The sequence below is a fragment of the Sporomusa aerivorans genome (genome assembly GCF_041428895.1).
Taxonomy (GTDB): domain Bacteria; phylum Bacillota; class Negativicutes; order Sporomusales; family Sporomusaceae; genus Sporomusa; species Sporomusa aerivorans.
On sequence record NZ_CP156926.1, the window covers coordinates 3,388,962 to 3,414,769 of the forward strand.

The 25,808-nt window shown below is 46.1% G+C and carries 28 protein-coding genes and 1 other RNA gene; 28 read left to right on the plus strand and 1 reads right to left on the minus strand.

Annotated elements, in window-relative coordinates:
• The 4 genes from hisS to SATMO3_RS16095 all read left to right on the plus strand — a co-directional run bounded on the left by hisS (position 1) and on the right by SATMO3_RS16095 (position 4,140).
• Positions 1-1,266, plus strand: a complete 1,266-nt coding sequence (gene hisS, locus SATMO3_RS16080; RefSeq protein ID WP_371370748.1) for a histidine--tRNA ligase — start codon at positions 1-3, stop codon at positions 1,264-1,266.
• On the plus strand, positions 1,266-3,092 hold the full coding sequence (gene aspS, locus SATMO3_RS16085) for an aspartate--tRNA ligase (RefSeq protein WP_371370749.1): 1,827 nt from the start codon (positions 1,266-1,268) through the stop codon (positions 3,090-3,092). Before hisS ends, aspS begins: the two co-directional genes overlap by 1 nt.
• A gap of 90 nt (positions 3,093-3,182) precedes the next feature.
• Positions 3,183-3,361: non-coding RNA, 6S RNA (gene ssrS, locus SATMO3_RS16090), on the plus strand.
• 158 nt (positions 3,362-3,519) lie between these two features.
• Positions 3,520-4,140 (plus strand): acetate uptake transporter, encoded by a 621-nt coding sequence (locus SATMO3_RS16095; protein WP_371370750.1) that lies wholly within the window; start codon positions 3,520-3,522, stop codon positions 4,138-4,140.
• Between the two features lie 9 nt (positions 4,141-4,149).
• On the opposite strand, the gene SATMO3_RS16100 is transcribed toward SATMO3_RS16095, so the two are convergent.
• Positions 4,150-4,344 (minus strand): hypothetical protein, encoded by a 195-nt coding sequence (locus SATMO3_RS16100; RefSeq protein ID WP_371370751.1) that lies wholly within the window; start codon positions 4,342-4,344, stop codon positions 4,150-4,152.
• Between the two features lie 106 nt (positions 4,345-4,450).
• Here SATMO3_RS16100 and SATMO3_RS16105 point away from each other — a divergent pair, with 106 nt between their 5' ends.
• The 24 genes from SATMO3_RS16105 to spoIIIAB all read left to right on the plus strand — a co-directional run bounded on the left by SATMO3_RS16105 (position 4,451) and on the right by spoIIIAB (position 25,805).
• A complete protein-coding gene (locus tag SATMO3_RS16105; protein ID WP_371370752.1) occupies positions 4,451-5,773 on the plus strand; it encodes a replication-associated recombination protein A in 1,323 nt (440 codons plus the stop codon).
• A 129-nt stretch (positions 5,774-5,902) separates the two neighbouring features.
• On the plus strand, positions 5,903-6,337 hold the full coding sequence (locus tag SATMO3_RS16110) for an Rrf2 family transcriptional regulator (RefSeq protein WP_371370753.1): 435 nt from the start codon (positions 5,903-5,905) through the stop codon (positions 6,335-6,337).
• Between the two features lies 1 nt (position 6,338).
• Positions 6,339-7,550, plus strand: coding sequence for a cysteine desulfurase NifS (nifS, locus tag SATMO3_RS16115; protein WP_371370754.1), 1,212 nt, complete (start codon positions 6,339-6,341; stop codon positions 7,548-7,550).
• A 25-nt stretch (positions 7,551-7,575) separates the two neighbouring features.
• Complete coding sequence (gene nifU / locus SATMO3_RS16120) at positions 7,576-7,947, plus strand: Fe-S cluster assembly scaffold protein NifU (protein WP_371370755.1); 372 nt, start codon at positions 7,576-7,578, stop codon at positions 7,945-7,947.
• Positions 7,948-7,954: 7 nt separating this feature from the next.
• The gene (mnmA, locus tag SATMO3_RS16125) at positions 7,955-9,049 is read left to right on the plus strand and encodes a tRNA 2-thiouridine(34) synthase MnmA (protein ID WP_371370756.1); all 1,095 of its coding nucleotides are present in this window, start codon (positions 7,955-7,957) and stop codon (positions 9,047-9,049) included.
• A 218-nt stretch (positions 9,050-9,267) separates the two neighbouring features.
• Positions 9,268-9,780, plus strand: coding sequence for a PRC-barrel domain-containing protein (locus tag SATMO3_RS16130; protein WP_371370757.1), 513 nt, complete (start codon positions 9,268-9,270; stop codon positions 9,778-9,780).
• A gap of 13 nt (positions 9,781-9,793) precedes the next feature.
• Positions 9,794-9,991, plus strand: coding sequence for a hypothetical protein (locus SATMO3_RS16135; protein ID WP_371370758.1), 198 nt, complete (start codon positions 9,794-9,796; stop codon positions 9,989-9,991).
• A 1-nt stretch (position 9,992) separates the two neighbouring features.
• Complete coding sequence (locus tag SATMO3_RS16140) at positions 9,993-10,193, plus strand: hypothetical protein (protein WP_371370759.1); 201 nt, start codon at positions 9,993-9,995, stop codon at positions 10,191-10,193.
• 215 nt (positions 10,194-10,408) lie between these two features.
• A complete protein-coding gene (locus tag SATMO3_RS16145; protein WP_371370760.1) occupies positions 10,409-11,434 on the plus strand; it encodes an AI-2E family transporter in 1,026 nt (341 codons plus the stop codon).
• A gap of 95 nt (positions 11,435-11,529) precedes the next feature.
• A complete protein-coding gene (gene alaS / locus SATMO3_RS16150) occupies positions 11,530-14,148 on the plus strand; it encodes an alanine--tRNA ligase (protein WP_371370761.1) in 2,619 nt (872 codons plus the stop codon).
• Between the two features lie 129 nt (positions 14,149-14,277).
• Positions 14,278-14,535, plus strand: a complete 258-nt coding sequence (locus SATMO3_RS16155; protein ID WP_371370762.1) for an IreB family regulatory phosphoprotein — start codon at positions 14,278-14,280, stop codon at positions 14,533-14,535.
• Positions 14,536-15,483: an aldo/keto reductase gene (locus tag SATMO3_RS16160; RefSeq protein WP_371370763.1), complete on the plus strand. Its 948-nt coding sequence runs from the start codon at positions 14,536-14,538 to the stop codon at positions 15,481-15,483. It abuts the gene before it with no gap.
• A gap of 39 nt (positions 15,484-15,522) precedes the next feature.
• Positions 15,523-15,942: a Holliday junction resolvase RuvX gene (ruvX, locus tag SATMO3_RS16165; protein WP_371370764.1), complete on the plus strand. Its 420-nt coding sequence runs from the start codon at positions 15,523-15,525 to the stop codon at positions 15,940-15,942.
• Positions 15,943-16,023: 81 nt separating this feature from the next.
• Positions 16,024-16,365 carry a DUF1292 domain-containing protein gene (locus SATMO3_RS16170; RefSeq protein ID WP_371370765.1) on the plus strand — a complete coding sequence of 114 codons (342 nt, stop codon included), beginning with the start codon at positions 16,024-16,026 and terminating at the stop codon, positions 16,363-16,365.
• A gap of 213 nt (positions 16,366-16,578) precedes the next feature.
• On the plus strand, positions 16,579-17,592 hold the full coding sequence (gene mltG / locus SATMO3_RS16175; protein WP_371370766.1) for an endolytic transglycosylase MltG: 1,014 nt from the start codon (positions 16,579-16,581) through the stop codon (positions 17,590-17,592).
• Position 17,593: 1 nt separating this feature from the next.
• The gene (locus tag SATMO3_RS16180) at positions 17,594-18,208 is read left to right on the plus strand and encodes an O-methyltransferase (protein ID WP_371370767.1); all 615 of its coding nucleotides are present in this window, start codon (positions 17,594-17,596) and stop codon (positions 18,206-18,208) included.
• Positions 18,205-19,440 carry a U32 family peptidase gene (locus tag SATMO3_RS16185; protein WP_371370768.1) on the plus strand — a complete coding sequence of 412 codons (1,236 nt, stop codon included), beginning with the start codon at positions 18,205-18,207 and terminating at the stop codon, positions 19,438-19,440. Before SATMO3_RS16180 ends, SATMO3_RS16185 begins: the two co-directional genes overlap by 4 nt.
• A complete protein-coding gene (locus tag SATMO3_RS16190; protein WP_371370769.1) occupies positions 19,437-19,661 on the plus strand; it encodes a DUF4911 domain-containing protein in 225 nt (74 codons plus the stop codon). The genes SATMO3_RS16185 and SATMO3_RS16190 overlap by 4 nt, the downstream gene beginning before the upstream one ends.
• A gap of 57 nt (positions 19,662-19,718) precedes the next feature.
• Entirely contained in the window at positions 19,719-21,389 is a 1,671-nt protein-coding gene (locus tag SATMO3_RS16195) for a peptidoglycan D,D-transpeptidase FtsI family protein (protein ID WP_371370770.1), read from the plus strand.
• Positions 21,390-21,895: 506 nt separating this feature from the next.
• Complete coding sequence (locus SATMO3_RS16200; protein WP_371370771.1) at positions 21,896-22,963, plus strand: aminopeptidase P family protein; 1,068 nt, start codon at positions 21,896-21,898, stop codon at positions 22,961-22,963.
• 27 nt (positions 22,964-22,990) lie between these two features.
• Positions 22,991-23,548: an elongation factor P gene (gene efp / locus SATMO3_RS16205; RefSeq protein WP_371370772.1), complete on the plus strand. Its 558-nt coding sequence runs from the start codon at positions 22,991-22,993 to the stop codon at positions 23,546-23,548.
• Positions 23,549-23,652: 104 nt separating this feature from the next.
• Positions 23,653-24,129 carry a CD1247 N-terminal domain-containing protein gene (locus SATMO3_RS16210; protein ID WP_371370773.1) on the plus strand — a complete coding sequence of 159 codons (477 nt, stop codon included), beginning with the start codon at positions 23,653-23,655 and terminating at the stop codon, positions 24,127-24,129.
• A gap of 162 nt (positions 24,130-24,291) precedes the next feature.
• A complete protein-coding gene (gene spoIIIAA / locus SATMO3_RS16215; protein ID WP_371370774.1) occupies positions 24,292-25,296 on the plus strand; it encodes a stage III sporulation protein AA in 1,005 nt (334 codons plus the stop codon).
• A complete protein-coding gene (spoIIIAB, locus tag SATMO3_RS16220) occupies positions 25,287-25,805 on the plus strand; it encodes a stage III sporulation protein SpoIIIAB (protein ID WP_371370775.1) in 519 nt (172 codons plus the stop codon). Before spoIIIAA ends, spoIIIAB begins: the two co-directional genes overlap by 10 nt.
• The last annotated feature ends 3 nt before the right edge of the window (positions 25,806-25,808 follow it).

Consider the following 25,808-nt stretch of genomic DNA (forward strand, 5'->3'; position numbering starts at 1 on the left):
ATGCTAACCACCGGACCAAGGGGAACAAGAGACATATTGCCTGACAGCAGTGGCTACTGGCAGTATGTTGAACAAGTCATTCGACAGGTTTGTCGAAACTTTGCCTATCAGGAGATTCGTACGCCGGTTTTTGAGCATACTGAACTTTTTTTACGTGGTATCGGTGAAACAACTGATATTGTTGAAAAAGAAATGTATACCTTTAACGACAGAGGTAAGCGCAGTATCACCTTAAGGCCTGAGAACACGGCTGCAGTGGTCCGATCGTATTTAGAGCACAAGCTGTATGCCGGCCCGCAACCGGTTAAACTGTTTTATATCGGGCCCATGTTTCGCTATGACCGACCGCAGGCCGGACGCTATCGTCAGTTTCACCAATTTGGCATAGAAGCGTTGGGAGCCAAAGGTCCGGCTATTGACGCTGAAATAATCAGCCTGGCAGTGGATTTTCTAAACCGACTGGGCTTGAGCGATCTCAGACTGCTAATCAACTCGGTAGGCTGCCCTGAATGTCGCCCGGTCTACAGGACCAAATTACAGGATTTTTTCCGTGAAAAGCTGCCTCATTTGTGTCCGGATTGCCAGTCCAGGTATGACCGCAACCCTATGCGTATTTTAGACTGCAAAAATGAAAACTGTGCTGAACATTCACAAGGCGCTCCCCACATGGCAGAATGCTTATGTGATGAGTGCAACAGCCATTTTTCCGGTTTAAAGGACCTGTTAACCGCGGCAGGCATCAACTTTGAACTTAATCCCCGCTTAGTACGCGGCCTGGATTATTATACAAAAACAGCTTTCGAAATCCAGTATGCACCTTTAGGCGCGCAAAGCGCCGTATGTGGCGGCGGCCGCTATGACGGTCTGGTCGCGGAATGCGGCGGTCAGCCGACTCCGGGGATTGGTTTTGCCGTTGGTATTGAACGGGTGCTGCTTGCTTTGGAAAAACAGGCTTTATTGCCGGTATTAACCAATAGCATCGATGCGTTTATTGCACCGTTGGCGGAAGCGACGCAAGCCAAAGCTTTTGAAATAGTAACAGAACTTCGCAAAGCAGGCTTTACCGCCGATATGGATTTCATGAACCGCAGTTTGAAAGCACAGATGAAATATGCCAATAAATACCCTGCCAGATTTGTGGTACTCATTGGTGAAGACGAACTCAGACAAAATAAAGTTATGCTGAAAAATATGGAGACAGGCAACCAGGAGTTAATTGATAAGACTAGCTTGATTCACATGATTACAGAGGGGATGGAGAAGTAATGTCACAAATAGAAACAACAAGCGAAACAATTATTACAGTAGACACCATGCAGGGGGTAAAGCGCTCCCATGCCTGTAATGATTTGAATCAGGATCATACCGGAAGGGAAGTTACATTGTGCGGCTGGGTCTCCCGTCGCCGCGATCATGGCGGCTTAATTTTTGTCGACTTGCGCGACCGTTCCGGTATTGTACAGGTTGTATTTTCGCCGGATGTTAATAAAGAGGCGTTTACTAAAGCCGAAATGGTTCGTAACGAGTATGTGCTGGCAGTACGCGGAGTTGTCAAGGTTCGTTCTGAAGCCACGATTAACCCCAATATGGACACCGGCAAAATCGAGGTCTATGGCAACGAGTTACGAATCTTAAATACCGCCAAAACACCGCCTTTCTACATTCAGGATGATATTGACGTCGACGAACTGTTGCGGCTAAGGCATCGCTACCTTGATTTACGTCGCCCTGAAATGCAAAAAGACCTGCTTCTAAGGCACCGGGTAACAAAATCCATGCGCGATTTTCTCGATAAACACTGCTTTGTCGAAGTGGAAACACCGATACTTACCAAAAGTTCACCTGAGGGAGCCAGAGACTACCTTGTTCCCAGCCGGGTAAATCCAGGCAAATTTTATGCTTTGCCGCAATCCCCGCAGATATATAAACAGCTGTTGATGGTAGCCGGTATGGAGCGGTATTTTCAGATCGCCCGCTGCTTCCGGGACGAAGATCTAAGGGCTGACCGCCAGCCGGAATTTACTCAGCTTGACCTGGAGATGTCATTTATCGAACGGGACGATATACTGCCGCTGATGGAACAAATGATTGCCCATATCTTTAAAGAGGGTACCGGCGCGGAAGTACCTACACCGTTTAAACGTTTGACTTATGAGGAAGCCATGGCTCGCTATGGTTCTGATAAGCCTGACCTTCGTTTTGGTATGGAATTAATTGATCTGTCCGAGGTATTTAGAAACTCCGGCTTCAAAGTATTTGATACCGTCCTGGCCAATGGCGGCCAGGTAAAAATCATCAATGTTAAAGGCTATGCCAACGCTCCCCGCCGTGAGCTTGACGGTCTTGTTGATTATGTTGCCGGCTATGGCGCCAAAGGCCTGGCGTGGATATCTTATACTGAGGAAGGGCTTAAATCGCCGATAACCAAATTCTTTAGTGAAGAAACCGTTAATAAAATGACAGCCGCAGCTCAGGCTGAGACCGGCGATTTGTTATTATTTGTTGCCGACAAGCCAAAAGTAGTTGCTACCGCTTTGGGTGCGCTCCGGATTGAAATGGCGCGGCGTTTAAATCTTATTGACCCGGACAAGCTATCTTTCTTATGGGTAGTTGATTTCCCCATGTTTGAATATGATGAAGAAGATAAGCGCTGGGTTGCCATGCACCATCCGTTTACTTCTCCCCGCGATGAGGATATTAAGTATCTTGGCAGCGAACCTGGAAAAATTAAAGCCAAAGCATATGATATGGTGCTGAACGGTATAGAGTTAGGCGGCGGCAGCATCCGGATTTACAACCGCAGCCTGCAGGAAAAGGTATTTACGGCCATCGGCCTGACGCAGGAAGAAGCGCAGGATAAGTTCGGCTACTTGCTGGAAGCCTTTGAATATGGTACTCCCCCGCATGGCGGTATTGCTTTTGGCTTGGATCGCTTAGTTATGTTGATGGCCAAACGTGCTTCCATAAGAGACGTAATTGCCTTCCCCAAAACCCAAAGCGCCTCGGACATGATGATGCAAGCACCGTCGGAAGTGGGCTTGCGTCAGCTTAAAGAGTTGTATATTCGGTCAGAAGTTGTAAGCAAAAAGTAAAGCATGACGGATGGTAAAATATTCCGTCGCTAAAGCTCTTGCAATTGTTTGATTTATTTGATAATATAAAAGCGAACTAAAGAACTCCGCTCAACCCTGCTGTGTGCGTGTAATGTCTATGTTTTGAGCCAACACATTAACTTAGGGAGCTAAGCTCTGATTATGGCATGTATGCCCTGTATTCTGGGGGACACATAAGATAATCAGGCGAGCACCCACCTGCTGAGGGCAGGTTCAAAACACAGGCAATACGGCATAGTGGGGATTGAGTGCGTTTTTGAGGCAGAATTATATCCATCACTCTTGCAAAAAGAGTGATGGATATTTTATTTTTCAAAATATTTTTCTTGCAACAATTCGACAATAATTGACCTTTTATTCTGTTTATGGTATCTTTGTCTTACATCTTAATAAATAGGGGGAAATCATGAGCAACACATCTGGTCAAGTACAAAAAATTTCTGAGGTCATAGCTGATCCTACACCACTAGGCGTCTTCGGTCTGGCCATGGTAACACTGGTCGCGGCATCCCAAAAACTGGGCTGGACATCCGGCACCGCATTTCTTATTCCCTGGGCTTTTTTCCTGGGTGCAAGCGCTCAATTTGTTGCTTCTTATTGGGATTTTAAACACAACAATCTCTTCGGTGCAACCGTTCTTGGTGCATTTGGGCTCTTCTGGTTTAGTGTAGCTATGGCCTGGATGATCAAAGGCGGCGTTTTCGGCGCCACACTCGCCGCCCAAGCCGATGTCAAACAGCTTGGTTTTGCGTTCTTTGGTTATTTCATTTTTTCCGTATTCGCCACAGTAGCTTCTCTTGATACAAACAAAGTATTTATCGGTATTATGGTATTAATTGATGTGCTGCTCATTTGCCTTGCTCTCGATTCCTGGGGATTTCACTGGGCCCACGGAATTGCTGCCTGGTCTGAATTGGGAACCAGTATCCTTGGTTTCTATGCCAGTGGCGCTATTTTTCTTAACAAATTCGCCGGTCGGGTTGTATTACCAATTGGCAAACCGCTCGGTATCTTAAAACGTGCATAACCAGTAAATTCAAGAACCACTATCCCCATAAGGGAGTGGTTCTTTTTTTATGGCAGGCAGAAAAATTTTCTGCTGAATAAGCGCAGCAGCAGCCTTAGACTTCATCGCCAGGCGTATTCTCTGCATATTTTTTTGCTGGCCAAGGATTTTGGCTTCTTTACCAGAATAGTATCTATAGTAATCCAAATGAAATTTTTCGAGCAAGACAGCTTTGCCTGATCCTGTTCCAACAGCCTGTGTAATGAAATTTTACAAAATATTAAATTATAATATAAATAAGACTTTGCCTTGATTGGAGTGACCTTTTCGCATGGATTTATTTTCCCAGAATTTATTTGATCCCAAGCCAAAGGACGGGCGGCCGCTTGCAGTGAGAATGCGTCCCAGAACACTGGCAGAATATATCGGGCAGGAAGAAATTATTGGTCAGGGTACTTTCCTCAAGCGGATGATTGAAGCCGACAATATACCTTCCATGATTCTTTATGGTCCGCCGGGAACAGGAAAAACAACGCTGGCGCATATAATTGCTCAAACGACAGGGAGTCAGTTTGAAAAACTCAATGCCGTAGCTGCCGGCACAGCCGATCTGCGCAAAGTTGTGGAAAGTGCCAAAGAGCGGCTGCGGCTTCATCATCGCCGCACCATTTTATTTGTTGATGAAATTCATAGATTTAATAAAGGACAGCAGGATGTCCTGCTGCCATATGTAGAGAATGGCACTGTTATTTTAGTCGGCGCCACAACCGAGAATCCTTACTTCGAAGTCAATTCGCCGCTATTATCCCGTATGCGGGTTATACGTTTAAAACGGCTCGACGAACAAGGTATAATCCGAATCATTCAGCAAGCATTGTCTGACAGCGAACGGGGACTTGGACAGGAAGGTATCTTGTGCGATCAGCAGGTTCTCCAAAAAATCGCCGCCATTGCCGGCGGCGATGCCCGAACAGCGCTAAATATTTTGGAACAGGCAGCAGCTATGCTTACCCCTGAAAACGCCAATGCTATTACTGCGGAAATTATTGAAACCGTGGCGGGTGAAAAATTACAAGCCTATGACAAAAAAGGGGACAACCACTACGATGTTGTTTCCGCCTTCATCAAAAGCATGCGGGGCTCAGACCCTGATGGCGCCTTACATTACCTGGCGAGAATGCTGGAAGCCGGCGAGGATGTGAAGTTTATTGCCAGAAGGCTTGTTATATGTGCCGCCGAGGACATTGGCAACGCTGATCCTCAGGCGCTTGTAGTTGCCATGGCAGCGGCCCAGGCTGTTCAGTTTATTGGCATGCCGGAAGGCAGAATACCGCTTGCGCAGGCTGTAACCTATCTTGCCTGCGCCCCGAAAAGTAATGCCGCGTATACGGCCATAGATCAGGCTATTGAAGATGTTCGCCGTATAGATTGCGGCGGTGTGCCACAGCACCTCCGGGATTCTCATTATCCTGGAGCCAGTAAGCTTGGCAGCGGCAGCGGTTATCTTTATCCCCATAATTACGCGGGAGGCTATGTAAAACAGCAGTACCTGCCTGACAGGATAAGTGACAGAACCTATTATCAGCCTACCGCTTACGGTCACGAGGCAAAGTTTGCTGAAAGGCTCAGGCAGTTAAAAAAGGGTAACGAATAAGGTAAGCGGGACAAGAAATACTAAAAATAATTATTATCTTCTCCTTTGACAACCGTCCATAATTTTGCTATATTTAAAACAAGAAAACCTATCATAATACTCGGAAAAGCTGGAGTGGGAGAGGTTGCTGTGAAACTGTCAACAAAAGGCCGTTATGGCGTGGCTGCTATGTATGATTTAGCAATGCATTATGGACAAGGAGCCATTTCACTGAAAAGTGTAGCACAGCGTCAGGGAATATCTGAACATTATTTGGAACAGTTAATGGGTACACTAAGAAAAGCCGGTTACGTTAAGAGCGTGCGGGGCGCCCAAGGCGGCTATGCCTTGACCAAGGAACCGTCACAAATTTCGGTGGGTGATATTATCCGGATTATGGAAGGTCCTATTGCCCCGGTCGACTGCCTGTTGGCAGATGACGCAAGCAGAACCTTCTGTGAACGGGTTAACATATGTGTTACCCGTGGTGTATGGGCGAAGGTAAGGGACAGTATTACGTCTGTGTTGGATTCCATTACGCTTGACGATTTGTGCAAGGAAGAGAAGCGACAAGGAGATGAGTAGCGTGAAACGTATTTATTTTGACCATTCGGCTACTACCCCCGTTGACCGGGAAGTTGCCGAACTGATGCTGGAATATATGACCGACAAATTCGGCAATGCATCCAGTGTTCATGCCTTTGGCCGTGAGGCGCGCAAAGCGATGGAGGAAGCCCGGGAAAAGGTTGCTGCCCTGATTAACGCCAATCCTAATGAAATTTTCTTTACCAGCGGCGGTACCGAAGGAGATAACCTGGCTATCAAAGGGGTAGCTTATGCCAACCGTAAAAAAGGCAATCATATAATCACTACCGGTATTGAACATCATGCAATTTTTCATACGTGCGAATACCTTGAAAAACAAGGTTTTACTGTTACTTATCTGCCGGTAGACGAAAATGCCATGATACGTATCGAGGATTTGAAGAACGCAATCACCGACAAAACAATACTTATCAGTGCGATGTTTGCCAATAATGAAGTTGGAACAATCCAACCGATTAAAGAAATTGGACAAATCGCCCGGGAAAAGGGGATCTATTTCCATACCGATGCTGTCCAGGCTGCCGGCAATTATCCCATTGATGTAAAAGAGCTAAATATAGATTTACTGACTATGTCAGGCCACAAATTTCATGCCAGTAAAGGCGTTGGCGCTCTTTACATCCGGCGTGGAGTTAGAATTGAGGAAATTCAGCATGGCGGCGGCCATGAACGCAATATGCGGGCAGGCACGGAGAACGTTCCGGGAATTGTCGGCTTAGGTAAAGCAGCAGAAATTGCCAAGCAGGAAATGGACAAGAAAGTAGCCTATGTTAAAGGTCTGCGTGACAAATTAATCGCCGGTGTAATGGAAAAGATTCCTCATGTTAAGCTAAATGGCCATCCGGAATTAAGAATGCCTGGCAATGCTAACTTTAGTTTCTTGTTCATTGAAGGGGAATCTCTCCTATTAAACCTTGACATGAAAGGCATTGCCGCCTCAAGCGGTTCGGCCTGCACTTCAGGTTCTTTAGATCCTTCCCACGTACTCTTGGCGATGGGGTTAACCCATGAAGTAGCGCACGGCTCTCTTAGAGTCACCCTCGGCAAGGGCAATACCGAAGAAGATGTTGATTATTTCCTGGAGATTGTACCTGAGATAGTTGAACGATTGCGCAGTATGTCGCCTTTATATGGCAGTGCTGCAGAATTTAAGCCTTCTAATCCTTGCTCTAGTTGTCATCATCATCACTAATTGAATGTAGAGGAGAGGGATCACTATGTATAATGAAAAGGTTATGGACCATTTTTCCAACCCGCGCAATGTTGGCGAAATAAAAGACGCCGATGGAGTTGGTGAAGTAGGTAACGCCAAATGTGGCGATATTATGCGGATTTATCTGCAAGTAGAAAATGATATTATTACCGACGTCAAATTTAAGACTTTCGGTTGTGGAGCCGCCATTGCCACCAGCAGCATGGTTACCGAAATGGTGAAAGGAAAAACACTTGACGAAGCGTTGGAAATTTCCAATCAGGCTGTGGCTGAAGCGCTAGGTGGTCTGCCACCGGCGAAAATGCACTGTTCAAACCTGGCAGCTGACGCGCTGCATGAAGCAATAAAAGACTACATCGCCAAAAAAGGAAAGTGATTTATTAATGGCTAACAAACCCCGAGTGGTTGTAGCCATGAGCGGAGGGGTGGACAGTTCTTTAACTGCCGCCCTTCTTGTTCATCAGGGCTATGATGTAATTGGTGCCACAATGCAAATATGGGAGAAGGATCAAGATAATCATAACCCTGACAGCAGGGGCTGCTGTTCAATTTCTGCTGTGGATGACGCGCGCCGTGTTGCCAATAAACTTGGCATTCCGTACTATGTATTAAACTTCAGGGATATGTTTCAGGAGACAGTGGTTAATTATTTTATGGCCGAATATTCAGCAGGCCGAACTCCTAACCCCTGTATTGCCTGTAATCGCTATGTCAAATTCGAAGGGCTGCTGGCTAAGGCGCTGGCCCTTGATGCGCAATATGTGGCCACAGGTCACTATGCGCAAATTATGTTTGACGCCGACCGTCATCGTTATATTCTGCGCAAAGGCGTAGATCCGTCTAAAGATCAGTCCTATGCCTTATATCATTTAAATCAACATACGCTGCGGCATTTTTTAATGCCGCTGGGCAGTTTTGCCAAAACAGAAACCAGAAAAATGGCCCGGGAATTAGGTCTCTCGGTTGCGGACAAACCAGACAGTCAGGAAATCTGTTTTGTCCCCAATGACGATTATAAGGCTTTTTTAAAAGAGCGTATTCCGGCGTCACTTAAGCCAGGCAACATTGTTGACGTATCCGGTAAAATATTGGGAAAACATCAGGGTGTCCAACTTTATACAGTAGGCCAACGCAAAGGCCTCGGTCTTGCCGTCGGCCGGCCGCTGTATGTAGTTGCGCTGGATGCTGAGCGTAATCAGGTTATAGTCGGCGCAGACGAGGATGTTTTCGCATCCGAACTTATAGCGGGGGATTTGAATTTTATCACTATTGATTCGTTGGATGAGCCGCTGGCTGTGACCGCCAAAATTCGCTATAGCGCCCAACCGGCGCAAGCAACTGTAACACCAGTGAATAATGGACAAGTACATGTTAAATTTACTGATCCCCAGCGGGCGATCACCCCTGGTCAGTCAGTAGTATTCTACGATGGTGATATTGTTGTCGGCGGAGGGATCATCAGCAAGGTAATCAAATAAAGTAGACTTAGCATCAGGTGGGGTTTTAACCCTAACTGATGCTAAGTCGCCCTTATCCAGGGACTTAACCCGCTCTAAGACTCACGCTTCTACAGGCGGGAGTCTTAAAGCGGGTTAATCGTCGGATAAATAAGTTTATTTTATAATAGGGCAGCCGTTGCATGAAATAACCCGGATTTTGGTCATACTAAGAGTACAATCTGTTTTGGGGGCCTACTATGAAAAAATTACGCGACTTATTTGGCCTGCCGGTGCTTATTACCGGAACCGGAGCGCAGATTGGCGAGGTACAAGAAGTAATTGTCGACTTGGAACAGGCTGCCGTCCGTGGTATTATGCTCGCCGGTGCAAATTGGTTTGCTAACAGCCAGGGAATTGTGTTTGAAGATGTTTTTAGAGTGGGTAGGGACGCTATCATGCTCAGAGCCGAATACGCCTTACGAGAACTAACACCGGCGATGATGCAGGGAACTGTGCACTATCTGGGTACTTTGATGGATAAGCAGATCTATACAGATACCGGTTTAAGCTTGGGGATACTGATGGATGCACTTTATGATGATATTACAGGCGAAATAAAAGCTTACGAAGTTTCTGACGGACTCATCACTGATTTGCTCTATGGCCGTAAAATAATGCCGCTTCCGCAAGCACAAGTTGTTGGGCAGGATAAATTGATCGTTCCAGATACAATGACCAATCTTCTTATACCTGAATCAAAAAAGGTGTGAGGTGGTTTTTGCTATGACGACATGTCCTGTTTGCGGGCAGCGGGGGATTGGTAAGGTAGGTGCCGACCAGTACTATTGCTGGGATTGTTGTGTAGAGTTTGTAGTGCGGAACCAAAACCTGAAAATTTTCAATGTGGAGGCTGACGGCACGTTAACTCTATACCCTGATTTGATGCAAAGTACTGTTAATTTAGAGGTACAAAAGGGGTGATATGATGCGCAGCAAGTTTTGGCAAGGGTTGCTTTTTGGTGGACTTGTAGGAACAGCACTCGGCGCCATCATAGGTCCCATGGCCAAACCACAAAGAAAACCGCTCATTGAACGTAGTACTGACGCAGTTGCCGACACCACCCGGGATCTTATGCGGGATGCGCGCCGGGCGCGCCGGCGATTGATGAAAAAGCTGGATTAGCATCCGGCAATAGGGAGGCCGTGCGGTCTCCTTTTTTTTTCCTGAGAGAAGTATAACTTTCGCCTGGATAAGGGCAACGTCGGCTTCCGCTTTCGCCAAAGGCTCGGCGCAAGCCGTGTTCTCTTTATCCTCACTGAAAAAAGTAGTATGACTGCAGGCAGGCTTTGCTTGCACCTAGGTCGTAAGTGTTTTTTTCTATGATCAAGGAGGAGTATATGCAGATAACCAGAAAGCATCTCCGGCTTACTCTCATTTTTTTATTATTTTTTTCAGCTATATATTTCTTATGGCTGGTGCGGAGCGGACTCTATCCATTTCTGATTGCTTTTGTCCTGGCCTACCTGCTTAACCCTGCTGTCAGCTACCTGGAAGATAAAGGCTTATCACGAGCCCTGGCCATTATCCTGCTGTATGTTGTTTTATTCACTGTTGTTGTTGTCGGCGGAGGCCGGCTGATTCCACTGTTTGTAAGGGATCTGGAGAGTTTCTCCAGTGAATTGCCGCATATTCTGGAAAAAGGCCAAGATTTTTTTTATCTTATTCAGAATCATTATCAAAACTCCGTTTTGCCATACTCTATGCGTATGGCGATAGATGATTCGCTTGCTTCGCTTTTGCAGGAAGGACAGAATTTGACTCGCAATCTCGCTCAAGGTGTTATGAGTTTAATTACCCATTTTATCGGTTTGGCAATTACGCCGATACTTGCATTTTACTTTCTACATGACTGGCATCAAATCAAAGATATTATAAGAAAACTGGTTCCCAGTCACTGTCAAAACGAATTTTTTTCAGCTCTAAAAGATATTGATAGAGTATTAAGCGGTGTTATCCGCGGACAAATTACCGTTGCAATTATAGTAGGAGTACTGGTAAGTTCCGGATTATACCTATTGCATGTTCCCTTTGCATTACTCATTGGCATTGCCGCCGGTATACTTGATATTGTTCCGTACTTTGGGGCGTTTATCGGCGCCGCTCCTGCCGTCGCACTGGCTCTCCTGGAGTCGTCGCTGTTAGCCTTAAAGGTTACTTTATTATTTTTTTTCATTCACCAGCTGGAGGGCAGCATTATCAGTCCCAAAATTCTTGGTGAAAGCGTGGGACTGCATCCCCTGACGGTAATATTCTTTTTATTCGCCGGCGGCGAATTATTTGGCATTGCCGGTATGCTGCTGGGCGTGCCTGCAGCCGCTGTGGGAAAAGTAATTTTTAAACACGGTCTGAAATTATTGATATAGCCGCAACCAGACCAAATGTTGACACTAAATCTTAAATTGTAGTATAATTCCAGCAGTATAATGGATTAATTTTAAGCATATTGGAGCTGATTGCGTTGAAACAACTGACCGGAAACGAACTAAGAAAACTGTTTCTGGATTTTTTTGCGAGTAAAGACCATTTAATTCAGTCCAGCTACTCACTGATTCCAGAAAACGATCCTTCGCTGCTTCTTATCGGAGCTGGCATGGCTCCGTTCAAACCTTTTTTTACCGGCAAAGTGAAGCCGCCTCATCCGCGTATTGTCACCAGTCAAAAATGTGTCCGTACCGGTGATATTGAAAATGTTGGCCGTACTGCACGACATCATACTTTTTTTGAAATGCTGGGTAATTTTTCTTTTGGCGACTACTTTAAAAAAGAAGCTATCGCCTGGGCCTGGGAGTTCCTTACAGAATACCTGGAACTGCCCAAGGACAAGCTTTGGATAACTATCCATACAGGTGATGATGAGGCTTTTGCTATCTGGCACGATGATATCAAAATCCCGGCTGACCGGATTATCCGGATGGAAGAAAACTTTTGGGAAATTGGACCCGGACCTTGCGGCCCCTGCTCGGAAATTCATATTGATTTAGGTGAAGAACGGGGTTGTGGCAAGCCGGATTGTGCTGTCGGCTGTAACTGTGACCGGTATCTGGAAATCTGGAATCTGGTATTCACTCAGTTTGATCGCGATGAAGCCGGTAATTACACTCCGTTGGCCAAGAAAAATATTGATACCGGCGCCGGTTTGGAACGCATTGCATCGGTCTTGCAAAGTAAACGCTCCAATTTTGAGACCGATTTATTATTTCCCATCATTGAATATGCCGCCAAAGTGGCCGGTGTTACCTACGGCAAGGCAGCAAGAACCGATGTTTCGCTTAAAGTCATCGCCGACCATGGCCGGAGTATGACGGTAATGATCGGTGACGGGGTGCTGCCTTCCAATGAAGGGCGTGGCTACGTTTTGCGCAGAATTTTGCGCCGGGCTGTCCGCCATGGTCGTTTAATGGGCATTGAGAAACCGTTTCTCACCGATATTGTCGATGTAGTGGCCAATATTTTTGCTCAGGCTTATCCGGATATTACTGGGAAGAAATCGTACATCAAAAAAGTTATTCAATTAGAGGAAGAACGCTTTCATACCACGCTTGCACAGGGAATGGAACTCTTAAACAAGCATGTTCAGGAACTGGCGCCAACCGGTCAAAGTATGCTTGACGGCGCAACCGCTTTTAAACTTTACGATACCTTCGGCTTTCCCTGGGAACTGACCGAGGAAATTTTAAGCGAAAATAATATGACACTTGATAAGGCCGGCTTTGACCAGGCTATGGCCGAACAACGTGAACGGGCTCGGTCTGCCCGCCAGGAAAGTGAAGAAAAGATCGAAATCCCAGACTTATCCGGCTTGGTTACAGAGGGGCTCTGCCATAATCCGGATGCCACAAATGCCAAAATTGTGTTGATACTTAAAGAAGGAAAAATTGTTGAAGAGGCATTTGACGGTGATGAGGTAGCCGTTATCTTAGACAGCACACCTTTTCATGCCGAAGGCGGCGGTCAAGTGGGCGATACCGGCTTTGTAGCCACTTCGCTTGGTAAAATGGCGATTAACAATACCCGCAAATTACCGGACGGCACTACCTACCAAATTGGTCAAATTGCCGAAGGTCTGCTGAAAACCGGCGATACCGTCAAACTTGAGGTCGATGTTGCCAGAAGACGGCATATTGCCCGCAATCACACGGCAACCCATTTACTGCATGCGGCTTTAAAAGAGGTGCTGGGCAGTCATGTTAATCAGGCCGGCTCCTCTGTTGACAGTAACCGTTTGCGCTTCGACTTTACGCATTTTGCACCTGTAACTGCCGAACAGTTGGCCGAGGTAGAAACTATTGTCAATGATGTTATTCTCAATAATACCAGTGTAGGCATTATTGAAACCACCCAGGATCTGGCCAAAGAAATGGGGGCTATGGCTCTATTTGGCGAGAAGTATGGTGAAAGAGTACGGGTGGTCCTTGTAGACGGCTTTAGCAGGGAACTGTGCGGCGGCACTCATGTTGGCGCCACCGCTGAAATAGGTCTGTTCAAAATTGTCAGTGAAGCCGGTATTGGCGCAGGCATGCGCCGGATTGAGGCCGTTACTGGCTATGGCGCCCATGAATACCTCAAGGCTCAGAACGAATTGGTCAAAGAAGCCGCTGCTGCACTGAAATCGCGACCGGAAGAGATTGTTGCGCGCATTGACGGACTCAATGGCAGAGTTCGCGAGTTGGAAAAGGAAATTAGCGCATTACATACCAAGCTTGCCAAAAACGAGGTTCAGGACCTGTTAACCGGTGTAAAGGAAGTGAATGGCGTTCAGGTAGTAATTGGTCAGGTTGCCGCACCCGACATGGAAAATCTGCGTGCTACCGGTGACATGCTACGGGACCGCTTACAGTCCGGGGTAGTTGTCCTGGGGGCCATAAACGGAGAAAAAGTGAATTTCATTGCTATGGCAACGCCTGATTGTGTTAAGAAAGGTATTCATGCCGGCAATATTATTAAAGCTACAGCCAATGCTGCCGGCGGCGGCGGCGGCGGGCGTCCCGATATGGCCCAGGCAGGCGGCAAACAGCCGGAGAAACTCTCAGAAGCACTGCAAATTGCCGAGCAAATTATTAAGTCCCAATTGCAGTAACCTCCTATTACAGGCAGGCCTGGGGGAGGCCTGCCTGTAAAAATTTAATAATTGAACAGGAAAAATATAGTGCCAGGTAGAATATATATGTTCATAGTTTGTAGATAATATTAGGGAGGAGGAGGCTTCATGACCAACACATCCCAGGAAACAATGATGTTTAAAGTTAATAATGATGAATCCAATGCCGCTGAAGTAATCCTGACCACGGTTTATCAATCGCTGAAAGAGAAAGGGTATAATCCAATCAACCAATTGGTAGGGTACCTCTTATCAGGTGATCCTACGTATATTACCAGCTATAATAATGCCCGCGGTCTGATAAGGAAGCTGGAACGCGACGAGATCATTGAAGAGCTAGTACGGGCCTATTTAAAAGGCAAGTAAATGGATTATCATGCGCTTGGCCAAACCGGCCTAAACGTATCAAGACTATGTTTTGGTGGACTTACCATTGGCCCCTTGCAGTCAAACCTTCCATTAGCAGAAGGTGCTACCGTTATTCGGTCGGCGGTTGACAGAGGGGTCAATTTTATTGATACGGCTGAATTGTATGGCACATATACCTATATTCGCGAAGCTCTCCGCGGGTGTAAACATTCTGTCATAATTGCGTCCAAATCCTACGCCTATACCTATGAGGGAATGCGGGACAGCGTGGAAGCGGCCTGCCGGGAAGTAGGCCGTGATTATATTGATATATTTCTTATGCATGAACAATCCTCCCGGATGACTCTGAAAGGTCACGCCGAAGCACTGGCTTATTTAGCTGATGCAAAACAACAGGGGATTATCCGAGCAACAGGAGTATCCACCCATACTATTGATGTAGTACGGGCCGCCGCATTAGTTGCCGACGTAGATGTCATCCACCCGCTCATCAACATGAAAGGGATTGGCATTACCGACGGTACAGCCGGCGAAATGCTGGCTGCCATTCAGTTTGCTGCGGATTGCGGTAAAGGCATCTATGCCATGAAGGCATTGGGCGGCGGTCATTTAAACGCAATTGCGTCAGAAGCTCTGGGGTGGATATTGGATCAGCCGGGCATCGCCTCGGTCGCGGTCGGGATGAAGACAATCGATGAAGTCAACCTGAATACAACTTTATTTTCCGGTATGGTTCCGGACAGTGAGCTATTTGACAGGGTAATTGCGGTTCCACGCCAGTTGCTGGTTGAAGACTGGTGTGTCGGTTGTGGACAATGCGCCCGGCATTGTCCGATGGGAGCCATAAGCATCTTTGATGGCAAGGCTGCCGCCGATTATAGCAAGTGCGTTTTATGCGGCTATTGTGGCGCTTATTGCCCGGAATTTTGTCTGAAAATCATTTAATAGAAAAATCCATATTTTTACTAATATTTTGGAGGATATATGCGTATACTAGCACTTGACGTGGGAGACAAAACCATTGGTATTGCCGTTTGCGATGAACTGAAGCTGACGGCCCAGGGGGTTGAGGTCATTAGACGTACTACCGTATCCCGTGACTTCGCCAGGCTAGAGGAGCTAATTGCCCAGTATCAAGTGGAAATAATAGTCGTCGGTTTGCCTAAAAATATGAATGGTTCTATAGGACCACGGGGTGAACTTGTAAAGGAATTTGCCGTTGCTATGGGACAAGTCCTCCCGGATATTGAAATTAAATTTTGGGATGAACGCCTCTCTACAGTAGCTGCCGAGAAATCGCTGATTGCAGCTGATGTCAGCCGCACCAAACGGCGCCAGGTGATTGACAAAATGGCAGCTGTCTTCATTCTGCAGGGTTATCTTGACAGTTTACCGCGCGGTTAATAGCTCTTCCATCGGTTTCCTTGACAGGATATGCTTTCTAGGATACAATTACATTGCGTATGAGTAAAATGAGGTGAAAAAATGGCTGATAATGAAAAAGACGATATGATGGATTTTGACGATGAACCAGTAGTCGTCATGACTGATGAAGAAGGCAACGAATTTTATTACCGGGAAGATATGATCATTCCTGTTGGTGAAAAACAATTCGCTATACTGGTACCGATCGATGTCGAAGAAGAAGGCTGCGAATGCGGTGATGATAGCTGCGGTTGTGGCTGCGGCGATGAAACTGATGTATTTATTGCCCGGATCGATGTTGACGAAACTGGTGAAGAAATTTATGTAGATCCCACTGATGAAGAATTTGAAGCTGTTCGCAAAGCTTACGAAGAAATGGTTTTTGAAGACGAGGAAGAATAAGGAAAACAGGTTTGCGCCGAACCTCTGGCGAAAGCGTAAAGCCGATGTTGCCTTATACTAAAAGAAACACTTTCTTTCAGTATAGAAAAGAAGCCGTGCAGGCTTCTTTTTTTCCGTGGTAAAGGAAATACCTATATCATTACCGCTATTTGTCTATCCCTGGATTTTATATTATAATAAAATAGCTTTGATTCAAACGAAAGGGGGTAGGGTGTGATATTGCTAATTACATCAACAACCAAACGAATTATATTAAGTATTCTGGCAGCTGTTTTAATTAGTTTCGGGGCAGTATTTGGCTGGACTCTGGCGCAGCCGGTAGGCGGCACGGCAGAGCAGGTGCTTATTACGGTTAAACCAGGCAGTCCGACTAAAGTCATTGCCGAAGACCTTAAAACGCGTAACCTAATTAAAAATGCTTTTATCTTCCGGATCGCCGCAAAGCTTAGAGGTTTGGAAAATTCACTGCAGGCAGGAGAATATTCCATCAGTCCCAATATGCCGGTAGAACAAATTCTGCATATGATGACCCAGGGGCAAACTGCGTATCAGCAAATTACCATTCCCGAAGGATATACCGTGGATCAGATTGCCGAGCTGCTGGCAGAAAAAAAATTAGCCAACCCGGAAAAGTTTAAAACTTTGGCAAAAACATTTGCTCCCTATCCATATATGGCAGCTGCTCCTAACACAAAGTACAGTGCAGAAGGCTTTATTTTTCCCGATACTTACCGGCTGGCCAAAGGCAGCAGCGAAGAAGAACTCCTGACAATGATGGTAAAGCAGTTTGACGCTAAATTAACCCCGGACTTAAGACAGCGAGCAGCTGATTTGGGCCTTTCCCTACGCGACGTCGTTATTATGGCCTCTTTGGTAGAAAAAGAGGCTAAACTGAGCGAAGAGCGGCCATTAATTGCCGGTGTTTTCTCAAATCGGGTTAAACAATCCATGCCTTTGCAATCCTGCGCCACAATTCAGTATATCCTTGGTTACCCCAAGGCAGAGCTCAGTATTCAGGACACTCAGATAGCATCACCTTATAACACTTACCAAATAATGGGGTTGCCGCCAGGTCCTATTGCCAACCCTGGCAGTGCAGCCATCAAAGCAGTATTATTCTCAGATCAAACTGATTATCTCTACTTTGTCGCCGATAAAGAGGGCAGGCACCATTTCAGTAAGACCTATGAAGAACATCTGGTTGCCATCAATCAGGTGCAGATATAACATGGACAAGTTTCAAACTGTGCTAGCTGTGATGGAAGATTATGCTGCCGCTCATCATGTACCTATCATCAGCCGTGAAGGCGGACGGCTCTTACATTCACTGGCTGCAGCCGCTAAACCAACCTCCGTCTTAGAGGTCGGCACAGCCATTGGCTATTCAACACTTTTATTAACAGCCGCACTGGCGCCAGGTGGGCAAATAACGACAATAGAACAAAATCTTGAACGAATAGAACTTGCCCGAACCTATTTAACGCAGGCAGGCGCTTCTGATCAAGTCACAATTCTAGCCGGTGATGCAGGCCTGATACTGCCTGAAGTAAGCGGTAGTTTTGATTTTGTGTTTATTGATGCGGCCAAAGGACAATATCTCGATTATTTGCATAAAATTATGGACAAACTGTCTCCAGACGCCGTCATTGTTGCTGATAATGTACTCTTTCGGGGCTGGGTGCTGGACTACGGCAGCATTGTCCCCAGACGTTACCGTACGATAATTAAACGACTTAGAGCCTACCTTGATTTTGTTACCAACGACGGTCATTTTAAAACAACCCTTTATCACATTGGCGATGGTATAGCCGTATCGCATTACCAGGGAGAGACGAATATATGAATAAACCGGAGTTACTTGCTCCTGCGGGCAATCTTGAAAAACTAAAAATGGCACTGATTTATGGTGCGGATGCCGTATATATGGGTGGGAAATCCTTTGGTCTGCGAGCCTTTAGCGATAATTTCGCCGAAGATGAGCTGAAGCAGGGTATTGATTTTGCTCATAGCCTCGGCAAAAAAGCATATATAACCATCAATATTTTTCCTCACAACGACGATCTATCTGCATTGCCTGATTATATCGATTCGATTGCGGCAATGGGCGCAGACGCCATCATCGTTTCTGACCTGGGAGTATTTAGAATTGCCAGGCAGGTGGCGCCATCATTGCCCATCCATATTAGCACGCAAGCTAACAGCACTAATTGGTCAACCGTACAATTCTGGCAGGAACTTGGCGCATCCCGGGTCGTGCTTGCCCGCGAGCTCTCACTTACCGATATCAAGCTTATCAGACAAAAGGTTGCCATTGAGCTTGAGGCTTTTATACATGGCGCTATGTGCATGTCGTATTCCGGACGCTGTTTGATAAGCAACTACCTGACCGGCCGGGATGCTAACCGGGGCGAATGTGCACAGCCTTGTCGCTGGAAATATCATGTTGTGGAGGAAAGCCGTCCGGGTGTTTATTTTCCGGTTGCGGAGGATGAACGCGGTACATATTTCTTTAATTCCAAAGACTTATGTCTAATCAATTATATTCCTGCACTAATAGAAAGTGGTCTAAACAGTTTTAAAATTGAGGGTCGAATGAAAAGCGTTCATTATGTTGCAACTGTTGTAAAAGTCTACCGTGAGGCAATCGACAGCTATCTAAGCGCTCCGGCCGACTTCTCTGTAAAGCAAATATGGCTGGATGAACTCCAAAAAGTGTCGCATCGCGAGTACACCACCGGTTTCTACTTTAATAAACCAACAGAACAAGACCAGATTTACACATCTTCCAGCTACATCCAAAGTCATGATTTTATCGGCCTTGTGAAGGAATATAATCCGCAAACCGGACTGGCGGTTATCGAGCAACGGAATAATATGAAAGTTGGCGAGGAAATTGAGATTATGCAGCCAGGTGCCGAAAACATAATGCAAAAAATTGAGCAAATGTATGACGCCGAAGGCGCTCCTATTGAAGTAGCCCCCCATCCGCAACAGATCATAACCATGCCCATGTCCAAACCGGTAACTCCTTACGCAATGCTTCGCAGACCCGAAAGACGGCGGACTTCCTCATGAGAAACATGGCAGGCAATCCGATCTACATCCAAGTAGAACCACGAAATGTTAACTTCATTAACCGAATTATGGAAGGGTATGAATATCTGGGAGTAGTAAGCACACTGGACAGATCAACCGGAGTGCTGGTAATCCGGGCAACACCGGATACTGCCGGAGAGGTCCGTGAAATACTGGCGCATCTTCCCATAGCGGTCCGGTATATCGACCGCATTGAATAACTCTTTGTGTTAATAAGCCATACTATACCTGTCTAACTTGTCTTAGAAGGTGGTAGTATGGCTTATTCCAGAATACGCATTTATCGGCTCGTGTTGTTTTTTTTAGTCATAGCGGGCTTATTAGTAATGAGGCTATTTTATCTCCAAATTGTTCATGGACCGGAATTAGCGCTGGAAGGGCTAAGTATACGGGTACAAGAACTGCCGGTAGAAGTCGCCAGAGGTGAAATTTTAGACCGCAACCGTCTACCTCTGACCAATACAACGCAGGAATATAGTGTTATTGTTTTTCCAGGACAAATCGGAAATAAGACTTCCCAGGCCATAGACAAGCTTATTCCCCTGCTGCCGTTATCAACTGAGCAAATTGAAGTGGGTTTACGCCGCTTGCATGCCAGTGAATATCCGTTTCGGCTGGCCAGAGGCATCAATAGTGCAGTTGCGCAGCAGGTGAATGATCTGCAACTGCCAGGTATCATTGCAGCTGCAGAGAAAGTACGTTATGGTTATGGAACATTGGCTGCGCATGTAGTCGGGTATATCAATGCTGCCGATAATAAAGGAGTCAGCGGCATTGAAGGCATGTACGACGAATTGTTGCGCGGCAGCCAGCCTGAATATGTAGCTGCCATCGTGGACGCCGGTCATTCATTAATACCTGGTTTAGGCTATAAACGGATGAGACTAACAGCCGCCAATCAGGAAAATAATGTTGTTCTGACCATTGATAAACAAATTCAGCAAAGAACAGAAGAAGTAATGGACCGTACTATAGTAAAGGGCGCCGTAGTAATTATGCGCCCTACCACTGGTGAAATACTGGCCCTGGCTTCCCGGCCGGCATTTAATGCCAACAATCTCAGCCAGTATCTGGCACAAGGCAGCGCACCGCTCTTAAACCGGGCAATCTCGGCCTACCAGCCTGGCTCGGTGTTCAAACTGGTGGTAGCTGCCGCTGCACTTGAAAACAGAACGATACGAATGGATGATGTTTTTTTTGACCCGGGTTATATCGACGTAAACAATGTCCGCTTTCAGGGATGGGATTATGAACAAAGTCCAAAAGGGCGTCTGACAATTACTGAAGCCATGGCCCATTCAAGCAATCCGGTTTTCATTCAGGTTGCTTTAAACCTAGGAGCCGACAAGCTTGTCGCAATGGCCCGGAAGCTGGGGTATGGCTCCCGTACCAAACTTGATTTTCCAGGAGAAAGTGAAGGCAATGTACCGGAGGCTGATGAATTATACCCTGGCGATTTGGCCAACTTAGCAATTGGCCAGGGGTTCTGTGAAGCAACGCCGGTACAAATAGCGCAAACGGTAGCCACCATAGTCAATGACGGCGTCAAAGTGGAACCTTATATTGTAAATAAGCTTACAAACACGGATGGTTCAACAGTAAAGAGTTTTCAGGCCGCCCCCGGGGCGCGGGTTATGTCACGGCAAACAGCCGAGAAACTGCGCACCATGATGACGGCAGTTACCCAATACGGTACCGGACAGGCAGCGTACGTGGAGGAATATGGGTCAGCCGGCAAAACAGGCTCGGCTGAAACCGGCCGGATTAACACAACAGGTAAAGGTATTAACCACGCCTGGTTTGCCGGCTTTACTCCGCTTGAGCATCCGAAATACGTTATCGTGGTTTTTGTTGAAGAGGGCATGTCCGGCAGTAATGTCGCCGCACCGATTTTCCGGGAGATTGCAACCTCAATCCTTAAAAATTAATCAGTTCTCTAAAGAAGACAGCGTACCCGGAATTCGATGAAATCGGCAAACGCCGTCGCCTTTCTCCGGAGATAGTTTTTACTTTTCTTTTGGCTAAAGAAAGTGTCATGTTTTCTGTAGTCAAAATATAAAAATTATGCTAAAATGTAAAAGCTGGTACATACAGAGCCATTTTCTGCAATAAAATAATTGTTTCTTCAGCCAACTTGGGGCAATATATGTACTGGTAAATTACAGTTATTAGGGTCTAGCCTGAATTGCGGCAACTTGCTTTGAATATCATCGCCGTGCTAACAGCGCCGCCCAGATTCGAAGTATCGTATAAAGCTATCATGATTGAAACAGCAGGCACAGACCGTTATGCCTGCATTAATTATCATTAATCAGGCCCACCGGTTTCGTCGCCATTTGCATTGCTTCGCCTGTTATCGTGGGCGAAATAGCAGGTTTTGGCGCCAGTAGCGGCGGCCTTAGGCAGCAGCCCGTGCAAGAAGGAGCGCATTGTTATGATCGAACAGCGTATGGCAAGATTATATGAACTTATGACGGCCAACCGCCTTGACGGCATCATTGTAACTAAACCGGAAAACCGGCATTATTTTAGCGGTTTTACCGGCTCTTCCGGCATACTCGTGCTCGGCAGACAATCTGCCAAGCTACTTACCGATTTCCGGTATATTGAGCAAGCAAAGCAGCAGGCGCCGCAATACCAGATAATTCGTCACGGGTCTTCAATTTTTACTACACTGGCGGAAACAGTTCAAGCAGCCGGGCTTCAACGAATTGGCTTTGAAAGTGATTTTGTCACCTGGGATTTTTATCAGAACCTGACTGAGAATCTTGCTAATGCAGAACTTACACCTGTTAGACTTGATCCTTTGCGGATGATTAAAGATCGCTCAGAGCTTGACTTACTTGGCACAGCCGTAGAAATTGCCGATTTTGCCTTTAATCAAACCCTCAAGATTATCAAGCCAGGAATCTCGGAGTGGGCGATTGCCCTTGAGCTGGAATACCAGATGCGCAAACTCGGAGCTGAAAAACCGGCTTTTGATACTATCGTAGCCTCTGGAATCAGAAGTGCATTGCCACACGGGCGGGCTTCGAACAAAGTTATCGAAACCGGAGATTTTATAACTATGGATTTTGGGGCAGTGTATGAGGGCTATCATTCTGACATGACACGCACGGTTGTGGTAGGAAAAGCATCTGCGAAGCAACGTGAAATCTATAATATTGTGTTATCGGCCCAGCTCGCCGGCATACACGCGGTGGCGGCCGGCAAGTCTGGCAAAGAGGTGGATAGCGTTGCCAGACAGGTAATTATAAATGCCGGCTATGGCGAATTCTTTGGCCACGGCTTAGGTCACGGAGTCGGACTCTTTATTCATGAGGAACCGCGCTTGTCTCCAACTGGCGAGATAAGTTTGGAACCAGGCATGGTAGTTTCGGTGGAGCCGGGAATCTATCTTCCCGATTGGGGCGGTGTCCGGATTGAAGACCTGGTTGTTATTTCTGCTACTGGCTGCAGTATTCTTACCGCCAGTAGCAAGGATTTAATAGAATTAGATTAATTGACCGAACAATGGGGAGGCAAATCAATGATTTCAGTTAATGATTTTCGTACAGGGGTAACAGTTGAAATTGATGGCGATGTCTGGCAGGTTGTCGACTTCCAACACGTTAAGCCGGGTAAAGGTGCGGCGTTTGTTCGCGCTAAACTAAAAAACGGCCGTACTGGTGCTGTAGTTGAACGAACTTTTAATGCCGGCGAAAAACTGCCTAAAGCGCATGTTGACCGTCGTGAAATGCAATTTCTGTATGAGAGCGATAGCATGTTCAACTTAATGGACAACGAGACCTTTGAGCAAATCGAATTGTCAGCAGAGCAACTGGGTGACGCCCGTAAATTTTTGAAAGAGAATATGAATATTGCCGTATTATTCTTTCAAGGTAATGTCATTGGCATTGACTTACCGATGTCGGTTGAACTTACCGTTGTGGAAACAGATCCTGGCATCCGCGGCGATACCGCCACTGGCGGTACCAAACCGGCCAAGCTTGAAACCGGTCATGTAGTGCGTGTGCCTTTATTTATCAACATTGGTGAAGTCTTAAGAGTAGATACTCGTACCGGCGATTATATCGAACGCGCATAATAAACGCTAGCTAAACACCCCCTGAAGTTATGTTTTAATTTGCATTGGACATACTACAACTAGTAGCCAATGCTTAGAACATAGCTAAAGGGGGTTTAATTTCCATGAGAAACTTAAAAGAAAAAGTAGCCTATCTGCATGGTCTAACTCAAGGACTTAATGTTAACGAAAATTCATCTGAGGGCAAAATTTTGCTCAATATTATCGACGTTCTTGATTCTTTTGCTGATGAGGTTCAGAATGTTAATTTGGCCCAATTGGAATTGGAAGACTATGTAGAATCAATTGATGAAGATCTGACCGACCTGGAAGAAGAAGTTTACGAAGAAGTATTTGACGATGATGATGATTATGATGACGAAATGTACGCTGATACATTCGACGATGATATGGTGGAAGTGGCCTGTCCTGATTGCCATGAACTCGTAACCTTTGAATCAGAAATTTTAGACGAAGACGAAGATATCGAAGTTACCTGCCCATATTGCGGTGGTGTTGTATATGACAACACCTTGGATACTTTGGCCGAACATACGCATAACATAAAAGACTCCAGCCATATTATGCATCCAGGCGTTTAAACTCCAAGTTTATACTTACTTTTATGATCCCGGGAAACTTCCCGGGATTATTTATTTGGCATAATTTATTTTTAAAAACATATCTATGTAAAGAAAAAATGTAACAGGCTTTACTTAACGTAAATAAGAAATTTGCAGACATGTTAAGCTGGAGTGACGCATATGAAAAACCTGCGCAATCTGTTAAGTCAGTATATTTATCCAGTTTTGCCCGCCCACCTGGTTGATTTATTACATACATTACCGGATAGCACGCTAAATAAAATCGCTGAAATCCGCATCCGGGCCAACCAGCCGTTTTTATTGGTGCTTGCTACCAAGGATCTTGCGGTGAGTCAGCCGGATCGGGCTAATGGCGGGGAAGCCATCTATCGTTGCACCGCCGAGGACGTGACACAGACGTTCCAACTTATATGTAAAAATTCTGTATACGCCTTTGAAGAAGAAGTCCGGCAGGGCTATCTGACTATTAATGGCGGCCACCGGGTTGGCCTGGCCGGACAGGCCACTACCTTTGACGGTAAAGTTAAAACAATTAAACACATCAGTTCGATAAATATCCGTCTGGCCCGGGCAATTTCCGGTTGTGCGGATCAAATAATGCCGTTCATTATGAATGAAAACGGACGCAGTATATACAATACCTTGGTGATTTCATCGCCAAGGTGCGGTAAGACTACAATACTCCGGGATTTAGTGCGCCAATTAAGTACCGGCAATCCTCTGCTTGGTAACCCCGGCATACAAATCGGAGTTGTTGACGAGCGTTCTGAGATTGCTGCCTGTCAAAACGGTATTCCCAGTATTGATTTAGGACCACGAGTCGACGTGCTGGACGCGTGCCCCAAAGCCAGCGGGATGCTCATGCTAATACGCTCAATGTCGCCCGCAGTAGTTGCAACCGATGAGTTAGGCCGTGAGGAAGACGCAGCGGCCGTCCGGGAAGCCATCCACGCCGGCGTTAGTGTAATTGCCACAGCTCATAGCCGGACTATTTGCCAGTTAAGAGAGCGTCCCTATATCGGTGAACTGGTAAAGCATAATTATTTTGACAGGTATGTTTTACTCAGCGATCGTTTAGGTCCGGGCACAGTAGAGGAAATATATGATGCTTCCCAAGAAAAAGCGCTATTTACCAAGGCAAATGAGGTGAAAATATGTGGTTAAAAATAGTCGGCAGTCTTATGGTTGTCATTGCCGGCGCAACTATCGGTTTTAATCTGGCCGCGCGCTATGTAGAGCGTCCCAGGCAAATTCGCCAGCTCATCAGTTGTTTGGCTTCATTGAAAGCGCATATAAATTATGCGGCTCTACCTCTGCCTGAAGCACTTTCCAAGTGTACCGGCGGTGTCAGCGGACCTGTTGCCGACCTGTTTCAGGCTATGGGCAGAATACTGGTTACTAACGGCTGGCTGACGCCACAGGCAGCCATGAACCAAGCATTAACTGAAACTACTAAATTGGTTTTACGCAAACCGGAAAAAGAAGTACTTGCCGTATTTAGTGCAAACCTGGGCGGTATGAACAGGGAAGAACAGCACAAATCCTTGGATCTGGCGCATGAACAATTATCCCTCATACAATGTGAAGCTGAAAAGTTATGTGAGCAAAATGTGAAAATGTATCGCTATTTGGGAATATGCGGTGGGCTGGGAGTTGTTATAATTTTAATTTAACAG

What these genes read in the sequence shown, in the direction of transcription:
- hisS (WP_371370748.1), top strand. Translation starts at nt 1, where the DNA reads ATGCTAACCACCGGACCAAGGGGAACAAGAGACATATTGCCTGACAGC.
- aspS (WP_371370749.1), top strand. Translation starts at nt 1,266, where the DNA reads ATGTCACAAATAGAAACAACAAGCGAAACAATTATTACAGTAGACACC.
- SATMO3_RS16095 (WP_371370750.1), top strand. Translation starts at nt 3,520, where the DNA reads ATGAGCAACACATCTGGTCAAGTACAAAAAATTTCTGAGGTCATAGCT.
- SATMO3_RS16105 (WP_371370752.1), top strand. Translation starts at nt 4,451, where the DNA reads ATGGATTTATTTTCCCAGAATTTATTTGATCCCAAGCCAAAGGACGGG.
- nifU (WP_371370755.1), top strand. Translation starts at nt 7,576, where the DNA reads ATGTATAATGAAAAGGTTATGGACCATTTTTCCAACCCGCGCAATGTT.
- mnmA (WP_371370756.1), top strand. Translation starts at nt 7,955, where the DNA reads ATGGCTAACAAACCCCGAGTGGTTGTAGCCATGAGCGGAGGGGTGGAC.
- SATMO3_RS16130 (WP_371370757.1), top strand. Translation starts at nt 9,268, where the DNA reads ATGAAAAAATTACGCGACTTATTTGGCCTGCCGGTGCTTATTACCGGA.
- SATMO3_RS16135 (WP_371370758.1), top strand. Translation starts at nt 9,794, where the DNA reads ATGACGACATGTCCTGTTTGCGGGCAGCGGGGGATTGGTAAGGTAGGT.
- SATMO3_RS16140 (WP_371370759.1), top strand. Translation starts at nt 9,993, where the DNA reads ATGATGCGCAGCAAGTTTTGGCAAGGGTTGCTTTTTGGTGGACTTGTA.
- SATMO3_RS16145 (WP_371370760.1), top strand. Translation starts at nt 10,409, where the DNA reads ATGCAGATAACCAGAAAGCATCTCCGGCTTACTCTCATTTTTTTATTA.
- SATMO3_RS16155 (WP_371370762.1), top strand. Translation starts at nt 14,278, where the DNA reads ATGACCAACACATCCCAGGAAACAATGATGTTTAAAGTTAATAATGAT.
- SATMO3_RS16160 (WP_371370763.1), top strand. Translation starts at nt 14,536, where the DNA reads ATGGATTATCATGCGCTTGGCCAAACCGGCCTAAACGTATCAAGACTA.
- ruvX (WP_371370764.1), top strand. Translation starts at nt 15,523, where the DNA reads ATGCGTATACTAGCACTTGACGTGGGAGACAAAACCATTGGTATTGCC.
- SATMO3_RS16170 (WP_371370765.1), top strand. Translation starts at nt 16,024, where the DNA reads ATGGCTGATAATGAAAAAGACGATATGATGGATTTTGACGATGAACCA.
- SATMO3_RS16180 (WP_371370767.1), top strand. Translation starts at nt 17,594, where the DNA reads ATGGACAAGTTTCAAACTGTGCTAGCTGTGATGGAAGATTATGCTGCC.
- SATMO3_RS16185 (WP_371370768.1), top strand. Translation starts at nt 18,205, where the DNA reads ATGAATAAACCGGAGTTACTTGCTCCTGCGGGCAATCTTGAAAAACTA.
- SATMO3_RS16190 (WP_371370769.1), top strand. Translation starts at nt 19,437, where the DNA reads ATGAGAAACATGGCAGGCAATCCGATCTACATCCAAGTAGAACCACGA.
- SATMO3_RS16195 (WP_371370770.1), top strand. Translation starts at nt 19,719, where the DNA reads ATGGCTTATTCCAGAATACGCATTTATCGGCTCGTGTTGTTTTTTTTA.
- SATMO3_RS16200 (WP_371370771.1), top strand. Translation starts at nt 21,896, where the DNA reads ATGATCGAACAGCGTATGGCAAGATTATATGAACTTATGACGGCCAAC.
- efp (WP_371370772.1), top strand. Translation starts at nt 22,991, where the DNA reads ATGATTTCAGTTAATGATTTTCGTACAGGGGTAACAGTTGAAATTGAT.
- SATMO3_RS16210 (WP_371370773.1), top strand. Translation starts at nt 23,653, where the DNA reads ATGAGAAACTTAAAAGAAAAAGTAGCCTATCTGCATGGTCTAACTCAA.
- spoIIIAA (WP_371370774.1), top strand. Translation starts at nt 24,292, where the DNA reads ATGAAAAACCTGCGCAATCTGTTAAGTCAGTATATTTATCCAGTTTTG.
- spoIIIAB (WP_371370775.1), top strand. Translation starts at nt 25,287, where the DNA reads ATGTGGTTAAAAATAGTCGGCAGTCTTATGGTTGTCATTGCCGGCGCA.